This window comes from Mesorhizobium sp. P2_E7, assembly GCF_056403855.1.
In genome coordinates, this window is sequence record NZ_JBFUER010000001.1 from 157629 (window position 1) to 173586 (window position 15958).

Here is a 15958-nt window from a genome sequence, read left to right on the forward strand (position 1 = left end):
CAAAGGAATGATCATGTTTGTTGTCTCGGAAGACGGAACCCGCATTGCCTATGAGGTGGTCGGGGCTGGAAGACCGCTTGTGCTGCTGCACGGCTTTACGGCAGATCTCACGATCTGGCGTGAGACAGGCTACGTCGAGCGGTTGGCAGGGCGGCAACTGATACTGATCGACGGTCGCGGTCACGGGAGAAGCGACAAGCCGCATGCGCCCGAAGCGTATGACCTCGCACGATGCGCGGCAGATGTCGCGGCTGTTCTGGATGACATCGGCGCGGTGGATGCGGACATCTATGGGCATTCCTTGGGCGGCACGATTGCCCTGGCGTTTGCCGCCCACCACCCGAACCGGGTGCGCTCACTTGTCGTCAACGGCGCACATCCCTTCGGTCAGGATCTGAGTCTGCTCAGGGCGGTCACGAGCGTCGACATGGAACCCTGGATCTCGTATCTGCGCGCCCAGAACTGGCCGTTGACAGACGGGAACGTCAGGCAACTCAGAAGCAATGATCTTGAGGCCTTGCGGGCATCCGTTGCACTGGACCGGCCCGATCGGTCGGCACCGTTTGTCGGCTTTGATCGACCCATTCTTGCGATCATCGGCGAGGCGGATTCGATGTGTCCGAGCGTCCGTGATTTTGCCGCCCTTGCCGGCGCCGACTATCTCGAACTCGTCGGATGCAATCATTTCCAGGCGTTTTTGGCGGTCGACCCGGTATGCGCGCGCATGGAAGAGTTTTTGTCTCTCCTCTAGTGCCTCAAAATCTTGCTGAGAAAAGCCCGGCTGCGGTCGGTCTTGGGCGCTGAGAAAAACGCCTCCGGCGTGCCGCTTTCGACGATCGCGCCGGCATCCATGAACACCACGCGTTGCGCCACCTTGCGGGCAAAGCCCATTTCGTGCGTCACCACCATCATGGTCATGCCTTCTTCGGCCACCGCGACCATCACGTCGAGCACTTCGGAAATCATCTCGGGGTCGAGCGCCGAGGTCGGCTCGTCGAACAGCATGATCTTCGGCCGCATGCCGAGGCAGCGCGCGATCGCCACGCGCTGCTGCTGGCCGCCGGAGAGCTGTGAGGGATAGGCATTGACCTTGTCGGCGAGACCGACCTTGGCCAGCAGTTCGCGCCCGGCCTGCTCGGCTTCAGTGCGAGGGATCTTGCGCACATGGATCGGCGCCAGCGTGACGTTCTCCAGCGCTGTCTTGTGCGGGTAGAGGTTGAACGACTGGAAGACGAAGCCGATCTCGGTGCGCAGCTGCGTCATGTTGGTTGCGGGGTCGCCGAGGCGCTGGCCGTCGACGATGAGATCGCCATCCTTGATCGCCTCCAGGCCGTTGATGCAGCGGATCAGCGTGCTCTTGCCCGAGCCGCTCGGCCCGCAGACGACAACCACTTCGCGCGGCTCGACGCTGAGCGTGATGTCCTTCAGCACATTGAGCGCGCCGAACCATTTGTTGACGCCGCGAAAATCGATCATGCCGGTTTTCGTCGAGGTTGGGTTGGTCATGTTGGCCGGCCCTTCGGGGTTCGATGTCACAGCTGCACCTCGCCATGCGCCGCACCCATGCGGCGCTCCAGCCGGCGGGCGAGCATGATCAGCGGATAGCAGACCATGAAATAGCCGACGCCGACGAGGAAGAAGACCAGCAGGCCGTTGGGCACGCGCTGCACCACCAGCCAGCCGACGCGGGTGAGGTCGGTCAGGCCAATGGCGGAGACGACGGAAGAATCCTTGATCAACAGCACATATTGCCCGACCAGCGGCGGCAGCACGATGCGCATCGCTTGCGGCAGCACCACCTGGCGCATGCGCTGCCAGCGTGACAGGCCCGACGCCAGCGCCGCCTCGACCTGGCCGGTCGGCACCGAGCGAATGCCGGCGGCGACGATCTCGCAGATGAAGCACGCCGCCAGATTGGTCAGCGCGATGATGCCGGCGGTGAAGGCATCGAGCTCGATCCCGAATTCCGGCAGAATGAAGAAGATCAGAAAAATCTGCACCAGGAACGGCGTGCCGCGGATCAGGTCGACCCAGGCGCCGATGACGCTTGAGATCAGCCGGTTGCCGCCGGTGCGCAATATGCCGAGGCCGAAGCCGAGAGCCGTGCCCAGCACCAGGCTGATCAGCGACAGCATCACGGTCATGCCGAGGCCGCGCAAGGCGAGGGGATAGCTGCCGGCCAGGCTTTGCAGCTGCTGCCAGATCATGTGCTGCTCCTTGCCGGCTGCAAGCCGAGCCAGCGACTGGACAGCGCCGCCAGTCCTTTCAGTCCGTAGTAGAGCAGCAGATAGAAAGCGGCGATGGTGAGAAAACCTTCCGCCGGCATGAAGCGGTCGGACGCGAGCAACTGGCCGGCGCGCGTCAGCTCGGACACCGAGATCAGCGACAGCAGTGCGGAATCCTTGACCAGTACGATCGCCTGGCCGAGCAGCGGCGGGATCGTCACCTTGAACGCTTGCGGCAGGATGACGAGGCGCATGCGCTGGACATAGGTCATGCCCGAGGCGACACCCGCTTCGACCTGGCCGCGCGGGATCGACAGGATGCCGGCGCGAATGATTTCGGCGACATAGGCGCCGCTGTTCAGCGACAGAGCGATGATGCCGACAACCAACTCGGGCAGGACCAGGCCGAGACGCGGCAGGCCGAAATAGAGGAAATAGAGCTGCGCCAGCAAGGGCGTGGCGCGCACGGCGTCGATATAGGCCTTGGCCGCAATCCGAAACAGTTGGCCGCGTTGCAGGTTCATGGCGGCGAGAACGATGCCGACTGCAAGTGCACCGGCAAAGGACAGCGCCGACAGCCATACGGTCGTGATCAGACCCTGCCCGAACAGCGGCAGATATTCGATGATGGTGCGGAAGCTGAAGTTTTCGAGCATGGGCGGTGAATGGGGAATAGGCAGTGGGCAGTAGTGAGTAGGGTGTCAGGAACGGATAATTACTGCTCCCTACTGCCTACTCCCTACTGCCCAATCCCTATTCCTCAGTGATCCTTCTTCCAGGCGTCGGAGTTGACCCAGTAGTCGAGGTTCTTCTGCAGGCGGCCGTCGATGCTGACCTGGTTGAGGAACAGGTTCATCCAGATCAACAGATCCGCCTCGTCATACCGGGTGGCGAAGGCAAGCGGCTCCTTCGACAGGAGATCCGGCATGATGGTGAATGTGCCGGCGGGATAAGCGGTCGACTGACCCTTGACCGCTGAGACGTCATTGACGCCGCAATCGGCCTGGCCGTTGTTGACGGCGTCGAGCAGCAGCGGGCCGCCGCCCTTGTAGCTCTTGATGTCGGCGTCCGGGAAAGCGTTCTTGGCTTCCTTCTCGCCGGTGGCGCCGAGCAACACGGCGATCTTGGTGCCCTTGGCCTTGCAGTCCTCGGTGGTCTTGAACTTGCTGTCGGCCTTGGTGAAGACGGTGCTGCCCGTATACATATAGGGCGTGGTGAAGGCGACCTTCATGCCGCGCGCCAGCGTCGGCGTCATGTCGGCGACCAGCAGATCGGCCTTGCCCGAAAGCAGCGCCGGGATCAGCCCGTCCCAGTCATAGTCGAGGAAGGTGACCTTGACGCCCATTTCCTTGGCCATCAGCTCGGCGAGTTCGACCGAACTGCCGGTGCGTTCGCCATTGGCGCCGACCAGCGAGAAGGGCGGTCCCTGTGTCTGCACGGCGACACGCAATTCGCCGCGCTTGGTGATCTCGTCAAGGGTTCCGGCACTGGCCGCCGTGGTGAGCCCGGCGAGCGCAAGTCCGGCGATAAAAAGCTTTGCAATTTTCATGTGGCATTCCTCCCGTTGTGGTTGTCATTTTCCGCCCGCGAATTCCCGTGGGCTCTTTTTGAGCGGCAGCACCGTTGCCGGCGGCGCCACCGTTCGAAAATCTCCTCCTCAGTCCCAGGCCACCGTTTCGGAAACCTTGATGCCGCGCCTGCCCAGCTCATCGAAGAAGCTGGTGTCGGGCACATGCTGCAGCGGGTTCAAAAGCCCTGGTGTGGTGATCTCGCGCCTTGCCAGCATCTGCGCCACGATGCTGGCGGGATAGCCGACGCCGAGGCTCATGCCGAACAGCCCCGAGGCAAGATCGCGTTCGATGATCAGGTCCGATGTCACCGTCTTGCGGCGACCGCCTTCGAGACCGGAAAAGACATTGCGCATCACGCACAGATCTTTCTCGCCGGCGCCATACTGGAGTTGCGGGCCGAGCAGCCGGCCGAGAAATTCGCGCGGGCTGGCGCCGGTGCCGGGCACCTTGTCTTCGGAGAGGAAGCCGAGTTCTTTCAGCGGCGCCCAGAACGCCGACCAGCCCGGCCAGCGCAGCGTGTAGCGGCCCGAGCGCCGCAAGCCTTTGGCCGCGGGAAGCATCTCGACATAGTGCAGCGCGTCGCCATTGGGGAAAGCTTCCAGCCGGCCGAGCCTGGCGACGTCGATCTCGTGGATGAAGCGGTTGTCATGCTGCTGGCCGGCCGACACTTCGACGCGTTCGCCATCCTCGATCATCACGCTGTCGCGGTTCTGGCTGACCAGAACCATGTCGAAGTTCCAGCTCACCTTGTAGCAGAGCGGCTTGGCCATCGCCTTCGGCTCGGGGATGCCGCCGCAATAGGAATCGATCGAGGAAATGCTGTCGAACTGCTTTGCGGCGCGCGCGTAGAGCACGAGGTCGATGCCGGGGTCGAGCCCGCATTCGGTCATGATCGAAACGCCGGCCTGTTCGGCTGCGGGGGCCAGATCGGCGATTGCCTTGCTGTAATTGGTGGTGACCAGCGGCGTGCGCGTCGCGATCGCGGCCTGCACCGCTTCGCGCATCAGCGGTTGCGGCAAGAGATCGATGACGGCGTCGATATCGGCCAGCGCGGTGGCCAGCGCCGGACCGATGGCGCCTTCGGGCGCCACGAAACGCACGCGAGAAAGATCGGTCAGGCCGGCAAGCCGGGCAGGGCCGTCAGCGGCTGTGTCGACGCAGACGATTTCCCCGACGCCGGCGCTGGCGACGAGATCGGCGATGGCTGCCCGGCCCTGCAGGCCGAGGCCGCCGAGAACCGCTATTCTCATGCCGGCTCCTTGCGCGCCGGGGCGTCTTCCGACCAGCAGCCTTCGGGAAGGCTGACCCATTTGTTGCAGGAGGCCATGACGACGAAGGTCTCGCTGCGCACGACTTCGCCGGGAATACCCGCGCCCGGGATCAACTCGCTTGTGATGCGATAGAGGTCGGCGACGTCGCCGGCGACGGTCACGTCGACAATGATGTCGAAGCGCCCGGTGACCACCGAGGCCGAGTTGACGAAAGGAAGTTCCGAGATTCGCTGCGCCAGCTCGCGGGCGCGGCCTCGGCCCTGCGCGTTGATGCCGACAATGGCCGAGATCAGCTCCGGGCGCTCGGTCAAATTGAGCAGCCCGACGATTTTCAGCAAATTGCGGTCGAGCAGATTGCGCAGCCTTGAGCGCACCGTCGGCACCGAGATCGCCATCGTCTCGGCGAGCTTGTTTATGCCCGGCTGGGCATCCTGCGACAACAGCTTGACCAGCCGTCGATCGGTTTGATCGAGATGTTCACGCAAAGGCTAGGCTTTCATAAAGGAGAAAAATAGGAGGAAATTTCTTCCAGATATGAAAACAACTTATGAGAAATTTCTAATAACAGCAAGGGGGAGTTGCGGCTCGCCGTTGTGCCAGCTTCGGAAAGATGGCGATCTCCCCGCGAGGGCGAGGTCAGACGCTATCGACGCATTCGTCAGCCGCTATGCCGATCGGCTGGCCCGGAAGATCGCCACCGCGGCCGCCACCAGTGCCGCATTGCCGGAGGCCACCGTGCCATCCGGAAGGTCCCGGCCGTCTTCCAGCCCGATGCGCGTCGACCAGTTGCGCGCCGCCGCACGCCGCACGAAAGGCCACACCGTGGCGTCGGATCCATGCAGCAGGATGGCGCGCCTGATGCCGGCGCGCTCGAGCACCTGTTCGATGCCGTCGGCGACGGCGAACGCTTCGTCCAGCGTCTGCTCGGAAATCTCGATCAGCACACGCAGCACGCGTCCGCCATGGTCGAGGCCGACGAGGCGCTCGGCGTCGGCGACCGAAGCCAGACCGGCCTCGATGCCAATGCCGCGCTGGCGCAGGCTCTCCATCACGATGGGTGCCGCCGTCTCGCTGAGATTGACCGAGGCATAGTCCGGCAATTCGCGCCAGCCGGCAATGGCGACCAGCGTGCTGGTATCGTCGTTCTCGATCCAGGCGCCGGTGGAGGCGCCGATCAGCGTGCCGGGGCAGGCGTGGCGCAGCGCCGTGATCGTCGGATCCATCGCTGCCGGCGAAAGGCTCTCTCGCTTGTCGGCTCCGCGCGCATGGACATGCAACTCGGCAGCACCAGCGGCAATCGAAGCCGCACCGTCGCGCGCCATGGCTTCGGCGTCGAGCGGGAGGGCAGGGTGGAAATCGGCGGCACGCGCGCCGTTGATGCAGGCCTGGACGATCATGGTTCTCGCGATCCTGTTGCGGATGAAGCGAGCCTAGCAAAGGGCAGGGCAGAGAGGGAACGGGCGAGGGGAAGGCTCCTGACAGGCGCATCGGCAATTTGAGCCAGGTAGCGTTCCTTCGCGCCCCCCTCTGTCCTGCCGGACATCTCCTCCACTTGGGGGGAGATTAGCAGCTTCGGCGCGCGGCCATCTTCTTGCAACGCTGATGATTAAGGGCGATCACCGCATCGAAGTCGGCCATCGCGTGGTCGTCATCGCCTCTAGCGCCGAAGACGCTGCCGCGCTTGTAATAGGCGGTTGCGCGGTTATCCGGCGGCTCGGTCGGATCCTCGATCATGCGCGTGCATGCGGCGATCCGCACCGCCGGCTCGACCTCGTAGTCGCTGACGCAGTCACTGCTGGCGGCAAGCGCGGGAAGCGTAGAGACAACTAGGACAGCAAGGCCGGCCGGCGCCAGCCGCCGCCTGCGCCATTCCTGAACCAGACGACCCAACGCGCCCTCCCAATTCATCAAAAGTCCGGCTTCTGTCTCACGGCGCCCGGAGCGCAGCTTCGGCGGCGATGTATTCGTAATAGTCCCTGGGGCAATCGCTGGCAGCGAGCCGGTAGAGCCGCAAGGCTTCGACGTTGTTTCCCTGCAACCGGTTGAACTCGGCGGTGAACAGGTTCGCTTCGCACAGATTGCCGCGCTTCGTGATCGGGTCCGGATCGTCGGCAGCCGCCTCCATCTCCGCCGGCGTCTGTTGGCCAAGCAGCATACGGACAACCGGCGCCGGCCATTTCGTCATGTCGAGCTTGTCTGCTGCCCGCTGCAAATGGCCGGCCACGCCGTTGCGCCGCTCGGCCATTTCAAGCCAGATCGCAAGATAGGCATTGTCGGGCTCGATCGCTGCGCCCTGTTCGAAGTCGGCCTGTGCGTCGGACAAAGCGCCTGAATAGAAACGGACAATGCCTCGACCGAGATAAGCGTAGATGTGTTTTGGATCGAGGCCGATTGCCTGATCGTAGTCGAGAGCTCCGCGGGCGTAGTCGCCTTTCGTCGACCAGACATCGCCCCGGCCGCTGTAGGCAACGGCGTTTTTCGGGTCGAGCAGGATCGCCTGGTCATAGTCGGCGATAGCGTGCTCTAGATCGCCCTTTCTCTGCCAGATGCGGGCTCGGCTTCGGTAGGTTGCGGCATCCGCCGGATCGATCGCGATCGTCTGGCTGAAATCGGCAAAAGCGCGGTCGTACTCGCCCTTATGCGTCCAGGCGATTCCACGGCTGTCATAGGCGTTGGCGTGTTTCGGGTTGAGGCTGATGGCTTCCGTGTAGTCGGCGATGGCGCGATCATAGTCCCGCTTTTTCGCCCAAATGTTGCCTCTATTGTAGAAGGCGCTGTCGTCTTTCGGGTCGAGGTCGATTGCCTGCGTGTAGTCGGCGATGGCGCGGTCATAGTCTCGCCTTTTCGCCCAGCTGTTGCCTCTGTTGTAGAAGGCGCCGGCGTCTTTCGGGTCGAGGCTGATTGCCTGGTTGTAGTCTTCGATGGCGCGGTCATGCTCGCCCTTGCGTGCCCACGCCAGTCCGCGATTGTTGTAAGCGCTGGCGTCATTCGGATCGAGGCTGATCGCCTGGTTGGAATCGGCGAGGGCGCGGTCGTAGTCACCCTTGGCTTTCCAGGCCAGGCTTCGATTGTCATAGGCATCGGCGTTCTTCGGATCGAGACTTATCGCCCGGCCGTAGTCGGCGATCGCACGGCCGTAGTCGCCTTTCTTTTTCCAGGCCAATCCTCTGTTGACGTAGGCTCTGGCGTTTCGGGGATCGAGGCTGATCGCCTGGTCGTAGTCGGTAATGGCGCGGTCGTAGTCACCCTTGCGCGCCCAGGTTGCGCCTCGTCCAATGTAAGCGTCGGGATCCTTGGGATCGAGACTGATCGCCTGATCGTAGTCGGCGATGGCGCGATCATTGTCTCCCTTCCTTCTCCAGGTCAGGCCTCTGTTGTAATAGACGTTGGGGTCTTTCAGGCCAAGGCTGATCGCTCGATCGTAGTCGGCAATGGCGCGGTCATTGTCACCCTTGTGCGACCAGGCGATGCCCCGCTTTGCATAATTATAGGCATATTGGGGATCGAGGCTGATCGCTTGATTGTAATCGGCAATGGCGCGATCGTAGTCGCCCTTCTGCTCCCAGGCCGTGCCGCGATTGCTATAAGCCCTGGTCTGTTTGGGATCGAGACTGATTGACTGGGTGTAGTCGGCGATGGCGCGGTCGATATCGCCCTTTTTTCTCCAGACGATGCCGCGATTGTTGTAGGCATTGGAATATTTCGGATCGAGGCTGATGGCCTTATCATAATCGGCGATAGCTCGGTCGTAGTCGCCCTTGTTCTCCCACGCTCCGCCCCGGCTGTTGTAGGTGCTGGCATATGTGGGATCGAGACTGATCACCTCCCCGAAATCGGCGATGGCACGATCATTGTCGCCCTTGTCCATCCATGTGAAGCCTCTCACATAATAGGCGCCGGCAAGTTTCGGATCGAGCTCGATCGCCTGGTCGAGATCGGCAATCGCCCGGTCGTAGTCGCCTTGCGATTCCCGCGCACCGCCTCGTTTGTAATAGGCGGTCGCGCGGTTGGCGACGGGCTCTGTAGGGTCTTCGATCATGCGCGTGCATGCGGCAATCCGCACCGCCGCATCAACCTCGTCGTCGCTGACGCAGTCGCTGCTGGCTGCCAGCGCCGGCAGGGCAGGGACAAGTAAGACCGCAACGCCGGCCAGCGCCCCCCAGAAAAGCCACTTCCCAACCAGCCCGCTCAACTCGCCCCCCAACGTCATCGACGGCCTTGCGGCGACAGCCTGTCGCGCAGACTGACTGTAGTCGATGGGAATTTTTGGGCAATCGCCGATGGCGCCGCTCAAGCTGCCTTCAGTCGATTTCCTCGGTCCAGATCAGCCGCAGCAGGCGCAGCAGCGTTGTGCGCTCTTTTTTCGTCAGCCGCTGTAGGAAGCGGTCCTCGTGCCGGCGCACCTGCCGGCGCCATGCCGGCATGGCCGCTTTGGCTGCCTTGGTCAAAGCGAGCACCTGTATCCGCCTGTCCTGCGCATGGTCGTCGCGTTCGACCAGCCCGCGTTCCTCGAGTTCGGCAAGCAGCGGCGCCATGTTGGCGCTTTTCATGCCGAGCCGGCGGCAGAGCTCGGCGGCGCTGATGCCGGGCCGCTCGTCGATCAGCGCCAGCATGCCGTAGGTCACCGGGCGCAACGCGGCGTCGGCCATCTCGACGCCGAAATCATTGAGCGCAACGGTCGAGGCGCGCCTCAGATTATAGCCGATCTGGGCGTCGAGCAGGTCGTCGGGCGCGGTCTTGGCCACCTTCTTGGGCTTGCTGGATGCGGTGCGAAGTCTGGTCTCGTCCATGCTGCAAGCGATCGCCGCGATCAAAGCCCTTGTCAAGCGAAAAAGACTATGCGACATAGCAGATATATATGCTATGTTACATAGCGATCTTGAGTGACCCGCCGGGAGGAGAATTGCCATGACCGACGAACCCGTTGCCTTCGACGTCGAGGACGGCATCGCCTGGGTGCGCTTCAACCGGCCCGAAAAACGCAACTGCATGAACCCGGCGCTCAACCGGCGCATGATGGAAGTTCTGGATGGGCTGGAGTACCGCGACGATGTCGGCGTGCTGGTGCTGTCGGGCGAGGGCAATGCCTGGTCGGCGGGCATGGACCTCAAGGAGTATTTTCGCGAGACCGAGGCCAAGGGGCTCGGCGCCGTTCGCAAGGCGCAAGGTGAAGCCTATGGCTGGTGGCGGCGGCTGCGCTGGTATCGCAAGCCGACCATCGCCATGGTCAATGGCTGGTGCTTTGGCGGCGGCTACGGCCCACTGTTTGCCTGCGACCTCGCTTTCGCCGCCGACGAGGCGCAGTTTGCGCTCTCCGAGATCAACTGGGGCATCCTGCCCGGCGGCGGCGCCACCAAGGTGGTGGTCGACCTCTTGTCGATGCGCGACGCCATGTATCATGCGCTGACCGGCGAGCTGATCGACGGCAGGAAGGCGGCGGCCTGGAAGCTGGTCAATGAAAGCCTGCCATTGGAGAAGCTGAAGGCGCGCGTCACCGAGGTGGCGAACATTTTGCTGAAGAAAAACCCTGTCGCGCTGAAGGCGACCAAGGACGCCATCCGCCGCGTTGGCGAGATGACCTACGACAATGCCGAGGACTATCTGGTGCGCGCGCAGGAGGCGGCCAATTCCTACGACAATGACGGCCGCAAGGAAGGCATCCGCCAGTTCATCGACGAAAAAAGCTACAAGCCCGGCCTCGGCGCTTACGACAAGGCAAGGTGAGACATTCGAGCGGGGAGGAGATGCGAGATGCCGGCCTGGACGACGCCCGATCCCGTGGCCTTGCATGCGGCAACGCAGCCCGAGCGCCTCGCTTGCGTCGACCTCGCTTCCGGGCGGCGCTGGACATACAGCAGGCTCGACGATTCCATCCAGCGTGCCGTCGCCGTGCTTGAGAGCGGCTACGGCATCGAGCCGGGGCAGCGCATCGCCACCGTCGCCCGCAACAGCGCCGACCTCCTGATCCTGCAGCAAGCCGCCATGCGGCTCGGCGCCATTTTCGTGCCGGTCAACTGGCGCCTCGCCGAGGCCGAGCAACAAGCAATCCTCGCCGATTGCGATCCCGCACTGCTGCTGCACGATGCCGCGTTCGATACGGTGCCGCCCAAGGGCTGCACAACGGTCGAGGTCGCTGATTTTGCGGCGGCGATGGAAGCGCAGGCGCAGGCGCCGCGCCGGCCTTTGCCGGCAGCCGACCAGCCATCGATCATCCTCTACACCTCAGGCACATCGGGCCGGCCGAAGGGTGTCATCATCACCGGGGCCAACGCCTTCGCCACCGCGGTCAATTTCGGCGTTCTGGGATGTGTAGGCAATTCAAGCGTCTTCCTCTGCGACGCGCCGATGTTCCATGTCATCGGTCTCATCACCAACCTGCGTCCGCCCTTGCTGCAAGGCGGCACCGTGCTGATCTCGCCCGGCTTCGAGGCCAGCGCCACCAACCGCCGGCTGGCCGATCCGGAACTCGGCATTACCCACTATTTCTGCGTCCCGCAAATGGCCAAAATGCTGCGCGAAGACGCCGCGTTCGCGCCGGCAAACTGGACCACGCTCACCGCCATCTTCACCGGTGGCGCGCCCAACCCCGCCGCCGACATCCGCTGGTGGCTGGAGCAGGGCGTGCGCATGGTTGACGGCTTCGGCATGACCGAGGCCGGCACCGTGCTCGGCATGCCGCTCGAGGCCGGCCAGATCGCCCGCAAGGCAGGTTCCGCCGGCCTGCCGGGACCTTCGGTTTGCCTGCGCATCGTCGACGAAGACGGCCAAGACGTCGCAGCCCGCGAGGCGGGCGAAATCTGGCTCTGCGGCCCCAACGTGACGCCGGGTTACTGGAACCGGCCGCAGGAGACGGCGCAGGCCTTCACATCAGATGGCTGGTTCCGCACCGGCGACATTGCGCGCCGGGACGAAGACGGCTTCGTCACCCTGGTCGATCGTCGCAAGGACATGTTCATTTCCGGTGGCGAAAACGTCTATCCGGCCGAGGTCGAGATGGCGCTGCTCGACCATCCCGACATCTCGGAAGTCGCTGTCATCGGCATCTCCGACGCGCGCTGGGGTGAGGTCGGCCGCGCCTTCGTCGTGCTGAAGGCCGGTCGTGTCCTCGACCCGGCAGTGCTCGCCACTCACTGCGCCGCCCGCATCGCCCGCTACAAGGTGCCGAAGGAATTCCTGCTCACCGACGCGTTGCCGCGCACCGCGTCGGGCAAGATCCAGAAACACATTTTGCGCGGGCGGCGGTGAGCTGGGGCATCGCCGCCAGGCTTCATTGCGCACGCGCCTTCGCAACGTCGGCCGGCGTGATGGCGGATTGCTTGCCGCCGAAATGCGCCAGCACATAATTGCCGAGCGCCGCGATCTCGACATCCGAATAGGCATTGGCGAAAGCTGGCATCGACTGTTTGCCGAGCGTCGTCGTCGTATGGGCGCCCTTGAGCATGACCTGAATGAGGTTGGTGCCATCGGGGTCGTTGACCGTGCGGCTGCCGCGCAGCGCCGCGTAAGGCGTCTGCAACCCTTCGCCGTTCCATCCATGACAGCTGGCGCAGGCGCCCTGGAACAGCTTGAGGCCGAGCCCGCCTTGCGCTGCCGCGTCTGCGGCTGGCGCATAGGCAGTAGAAGCCTTCAGCGTAGCCGGCTCCGCTTCGACGATCGCCTTGTCGCTGCTTGTCTGCGGCGGAACGGTTTTCACATAAGCGACGATCGCCTTGATGTCTTCCGGCGTCAGGTGGCGCAAGCTGAAGTCGACGGCTTCGCCCATGCTGCCGGTGGCGGAGCCGCGGCCATCGGCATGACCCTTGGACAGATAGTCGACGAGTTGTTCGTCGCTCCAGCTGCCGATGCCGGTCGTCTTGTCCGAGCTGATATTGTAGGCCTTCCAGCCTTGCAGTTCGGCGCCGGCGAATTTCTTGCCGTTGTCGAGCCCATAGAGCAGATTGCGGGGCGTGTGGCATTCGCCGCAATGCGCCATGGCTTCGGTGAGATAGGCGCCGCGGTTCCACTCCGCGGTCTGCTTTTCGTCTTGCGGCAGCGGACCGTTGGGAACGAACAGCAGGTTCCAGAACCGCAGGACATAACGCTGGTTGAACGGGAAGCCGAGATCGTTCTTGGGCGCCTCGGCGTGCACCGGCGGCAGGCTGAACAGATAGGCCTTGATCGCCAGCGCATCTTCCGTGGTCATCCGCGCATAGGCGGCATAGGAAAACGCCGGGTAGAGATTGCGGCCTTCTCTGTCGATGCCTTGATGCAGCGCGCGCACGAACTCCGCGTCGCTCCAGTCGCCGATGCCGGTTTCCTTGTCGGCGGTGATGTTGGGCGAATAGACGGTGCCGAACGGCAGCTTGAAGGCAAGGCCGCCTGCATAGGGCTGGCCGCCTGATGTCGTGTGGCAGGCAACGCAATCGGCGGCGCGCGTCAGATATTCGCCGCGATCGATCAGCGCCTGCCCGGTCGGCAGCTTTGCCTGCGCCGCCGAAACATCAGGCAGCGGCGCCGGCTTGAACAGGAAGATCGCAACGCCGACAGCGATGACGACCACGACAGCGAGGAGGATGCGGCCCAGTCTTTTCATGGCTCGGCCCTCACTGCACTTCGAATTCGGTTTCGCCGCCGCTCTCGGCGCGCTCCTCGTTGTTTGCCAGCACCGCCAGCACGGGTACTGCCAGCGGCGGCATCATCGACACCTTGGTCTTGTCGGCGCCGTCGCTCTTCAGCTGGTTGCGGTCGATGGGCAGGCTGCGCAGGCGTTTTCCCGTTGCGGCGAAGATCGCGTTGGCAAGGGCAGGGCCGGCCGAAACCGTTGCCGTCTCGCCGATGCCGCCAGGCGATTCCAGGCTCTTGACGTGATAGACCTCGATCTTCGGCGCCTCGTTGTTGCGCAGGATGCGGTAGTCGTGAAAATTGCTCTGTTCGACGCGGCCATTGCTGAAGGTGATGCCGCTGTAGAGCGCCGCCGACAAGCCGAAGATCAATCCGCCCTCGATCTGCGCTTCGACCGTGTTGGGGTTGATGGCGATGCCGCAATCGACGGCGACCACCGCACGCTGCAGCGTGATTTCGCCGGCCGGTGACACCGAGATCTCGAGCACCGCGGCCATGAAGCTGCCGAAGGCATTGTGCAGGGAAATGCCGCGGCCGCTTCCCGCCGGAAGCGGCGAGCCCCAGCCGGATTTCTCGGCCCCAAGCTCGAGCACGCCGGCCGCACGCGGCTGGTTCTTGGTCAGCGCCCGGCGGTATTCCACCGGGTCCTTGCCCGCCGCGTGGGCGAGTTCGTCCATGAAACTTTCGACCACGAAGACATTGTGCGTCGGCCCGACGCCGCGCCACCAGGTGATCGGCATCGGCGGGTCCTCGCGCACCCAGTCGACCTGGATGACGGGCAGGTCGTAAGGCGGTTTGGCGGCGCCGTCGACGGCGTCGTCGTCGAGCTTGTCCTGCGGCCAGCCGCCCGGAATGTAGTTGCCGAGCACCGAGCCGCCGGCGACATGATCGATCCACACCGTCGGCAGGCCGTCGGCGCCAAGACCGGCCGAGAGGCGATCGTAGTAGGTTGGCCGGTAGAGGTCGTGCTGGATGTCTTCTTCACGCGTCCAGATGACCTTGACCGGGTAGGCCACCTGTTTGGCGATCGCCACCGCCTGGCCGACATATTCAGCGACGAGCCGGCGGCCGAAACCGCCGCCGATCAGATGATTGTGCACGATGATCTTGTCGAGCGGAAAGCCCGTGACCTGGGCGGCCCAGCCTTGCGCCTGGGTGGGCACCTGGGTGCCGAGCCAGATCTCGCATTCATCCGCGCGCACATGCACGACGCAGTTGATCGGCTCCATCGGCGCATGCGCCAGGAACGGCAATTCATAGCTTGCCTCGACCGTTTTGACGGCGGCTCTCAGCGCGCCGGCGACGTCGCCTTCCTGGCGCGCCATGATCGGCGTCTTGTTTTTGGACGCCGCTTTCAAGGTGTTCATAATGTCGGCGGTTGAAAGCTTGGCGTTGGCGCCTTCGTCCCAGGTGATGGTGAGGGCCTCGAGGCCTTTCTTGGCCGCCCAGAAATGATCGCCGATGACGGCGACCGCGTTGTCCAGCTTGACGATGTCGCGCACGCCGGGAACGGCACGCGCCGCCGCCTCGTCGACAGCGCCGAGCTTGCCGCCGATGACCGGGCAGGCGGCGACCGTCGCCACCTTCATGTCGGGCACGCGCACGTCGATGCCGTAGATCACCGCGCCATTGACCTTGCCTGCCGTGTCGACCCGGCGCAGCGACTTGCCGATCAGCTGAAAGTCCTTGGGATCCTTCAGCTTGACGTCGCTGGGCACCGGCTGCTTGCCCGCTGCGTCGGCGAGTGCGCCATAGGCCAGTCGCCGGCCTGTCGGCTGATGGGTGACCACACCAAGCTTGGCGCTGCATTCCGAAACCGGAACCGACCATTGCGCGGCGGCTGCACCAACCAGCATCATACGGGCCGCCGCACCTGCCTTGCGCAACGGCTCCCATGTGGCGCGCATCGATGTCGAGCCGCCGGTCGCCTGGCCGCCCAGCAGCGCAGTCGTATAAAGCTTCTCGTTGGGCGGCGCGTCGACGACCTTCACCTGGTCGAGGCCAACCTCCAGTTCCTCGGCGATCAGCGTCGCTTCGCCGGTATGGGTGCCCTGTCCCATTTCGATGTTGGGCAGGATGAAGGTGATCTTGCCGTCGCTGTCGACGCGGATGAAGGCATCGGGTGAAAAGGCGGCGGTGACGTCGCCTTCGACGGGCTCGGCCGCGGCAAAACCGGGCCTGATGCCGGCGCCAAGCATGGTGAAGCCGAGCAGAAGTCCGCTACCTTGCAGGAAGGCGCGGCGCGAGGTGACTTTTTGGGTGGAGGAGGACGGCTTGCCCATGGCTGGCT

15 protein-coding genes are annotated in these 15958 nt (G+C 63.8%); 3 read left to right on the forward strand and 12 right to left on the reverse strand.

The features are described 5' to 3' along the window. The first annotated feature begins 13 nt into the window (after positions 1 to 13). Positions 14 to 751: an alpha/beta fold hydrolase gene (locus AC1DYC_RS00820; protein WP_477403143.1), complete on the forward strand. Its 738-nt coding sequence runs from the start codon at positions 14 to 16 to the stop codon at positions 749 to 751. Here the strand turns inward: AC1DYC_RS00820 and AC1DYC_RS00825 are convergent. The 10 genes from AC1DYC_RS00825 to AC1DYC_RS00870 form a co-directional block, all read right to left on the reverse strand. After that, entirely contained in the window at positions 748 to 1506 is a 759-nt protein-coding gene (locus tag AC1DYC_RS00825; protein ID WP_477403145.1) for an amino acid ABC transporter ATP-binding protein, read from the reverse strand. The genes AC1DYC_RS00820 and AC1DYC_RS00825 overlap by 4 nt on opposite strands. A gap of 26 nt (positions 1507 to 1532) precedes the next feature. Further along, complete coding sequence (locus tag AC1DYC_RS00830) at positions 1533 to 2207, reverse strand: amino acid ABC transporter permease (protein WP_477403147.1); 675 nt, start codon at positions 2205 to 2207, stop codon at positions 1533 to 1535. Beyond that, positions 2204 to 2881 carry an amino acid ABC transporter permease gene (locus tag AC1DYC_RS00835; RefSeq protein WP_477403149.1) on the reverse strand — a complete coding sequence of 226 codons (678 nt, stop codon included), beginning with the start codon at positions 2879 to 2881 and terminating at the stop codon, positions 2204 to 2206. Before AC1DYC_RS00835 ends, AC1DYC_RS00830 begins: the two co-directional genes overlap by 4 nt. A 104-nt stretch (positions 2882 to 2985) precedes the next feature. Further along, positions 2986 to 3774 (reverse strand): ABC transporter substrate-binding protein, encoded by a 789-nt coding sequence (locus AC1DYC_RS00840; RefSeq protein WP_477403151.1) that lies wholly within the window; start codon positions 3772 to 3774, stop codon positions 2986 to 2988. Positions 3775 to 3882: 108 nt separating this feature from the next. Continuing rightward, positions 3883 to 5046 carry a saccharopine dehydrogenase family protein gene (locus tag AC1DYC_RS00845; RefSeq protein WP_477403153.1) on the reverse strand — a complete coding sequence of 388 codons (1164 nt, stop codon included), beginning with the start codon at positions 5044 to 5046 and terminating at the stop codon, positions 3883 to 3885. Beyond that, positions 5043 to 5552, reverse strand: coding sequence for an Lrp/AsnC family transcriptional regulator (locus AC1DYC_RS00850; protein ID WP_477403155.1), 510 nt, complete (start codon positions 5550 to 5552; stop codon positions 5043 to 5045). The genes AC1DYC_RS00845 and AC1DYC_RS00850 overlap by 4 nt, the downstream gene beginning before the upstream one ends. Before the next feature lie 180 nt (positions 5553 to 5732). Further along, entirely contained in the window at positions 5733 to 6464 is a 732-nt protein-coding gene (locus tag AC1DYC_RS00855) for a 3-keto-5-aminohexanoate cleavage protein (RefSeq protein WP_477403157.1), read from the reverse strand. A 166-nt stretch (positions 6465 to 6630) separates the two neighbouring features. Then, complete coding sequence (locus AC1DYC_RS00860; RefSeq protein WP_477403159.1) at positions 6631 to 6957, reverse strand: hypothetical protein; 327 nt, start codon at positions 6955 to 6957, stop codon at positions 6631 to 6633. A 37-nt stretch (positions 6958 to 6994) separates the two neighbouring features. Further along, complete coding sequence (locus tag AC1DYC_RS00865) at positions 6995 to 9259, reverse strand: tetratricopeptide repeat protein (RefSeq protein ID WP_477403161.1); 2265 nt, start codon at positions 9257 to 9259, stop codon at positions 6995 to 6997. A 109-nt stretch (positions 9260 to 9368) separates the two neighbouring features. Beyond that, positions 9369 to 9857: a MarR family winged helix-turn-helix transcriptional regulator gene (locus AC1DYC_RS00870; protein WP_477403163.1), complete on the reverse strand. Its 489-nt coding sequence runs from the start codon at positions 9855 to 9857 to the stop codon at positions 9369 to 9371. Positions 9858 to 9975: 118 nt separating this feature from the next. Here AC1DYC_RS00870 and AC1DYC_RS00875 point away from each other — a divergent pair, with 118 nt between their 5' ends. Both AC1DYC_RS00875 and AC1DYC_RS00880 read left to right on the forward strand, forming a co-directional pair. Continuing rightward, positions 9976 to 10791, forward strand: a complete 816-nt coding sequence (locus AC1DYC_RS00875) for a p-hydroxycinnamoyl CoA hydratase/lyase (RefSeq protein ID WP_477403164.1) — start codon at positions 9976 to 9978, stop codon at positions 10789 to 10791. 27 nt (positions 10792 to 10818) lie between these two features. Beyond that, on the forward strand, positions 10819 to 12312 hold the full coding sequence (locus tag AC1DYC_RS00880) for an AMP-binding protein (protein ID WP_477403166.1): 1494 nt from the start codon (positions 10819 to 10821) through the stop codon (positions 12310 to 12312). Positions 12313 to 12334: 22 nt separating this feature from the next. Here the strand turns inward: AC1DYC_RS00880 and AC1DYC_RS00885 are convergent, their stop codons facing one another. Both AC1DYC_RS00885 and AC1DYC_RS00890 read right to left on the reverse strand, forming a co-directional pair. Beyond that, a complete protein-coding gene (locus tag AC1DYC_RS00885) occupies positions 12335 to 13639 on the reverse strand; it encodes a c-type cytochrome (RefSeq protein ID WP_477403168.1) in 1305 nt (434 codons plus the stop codon). Between the two features lie 10 nt (positions 13640 to 13649). Next, the gene (locus AC1DYC_RS00890) at positions 13650 to 15950 is read right to left on the reverse strand and encodes a xanthine dehydrogenase family protein molybdopterin-binding subunit (RefSeq protein WP_477403170.1); all 2301 of its coding nucleotides are present in this window, start codon (positions 15948 to 15950) and stop codon (positions 13650 to 13652) included. Positions 15951 to 15958: the final 8 nt, after the last annotated feature.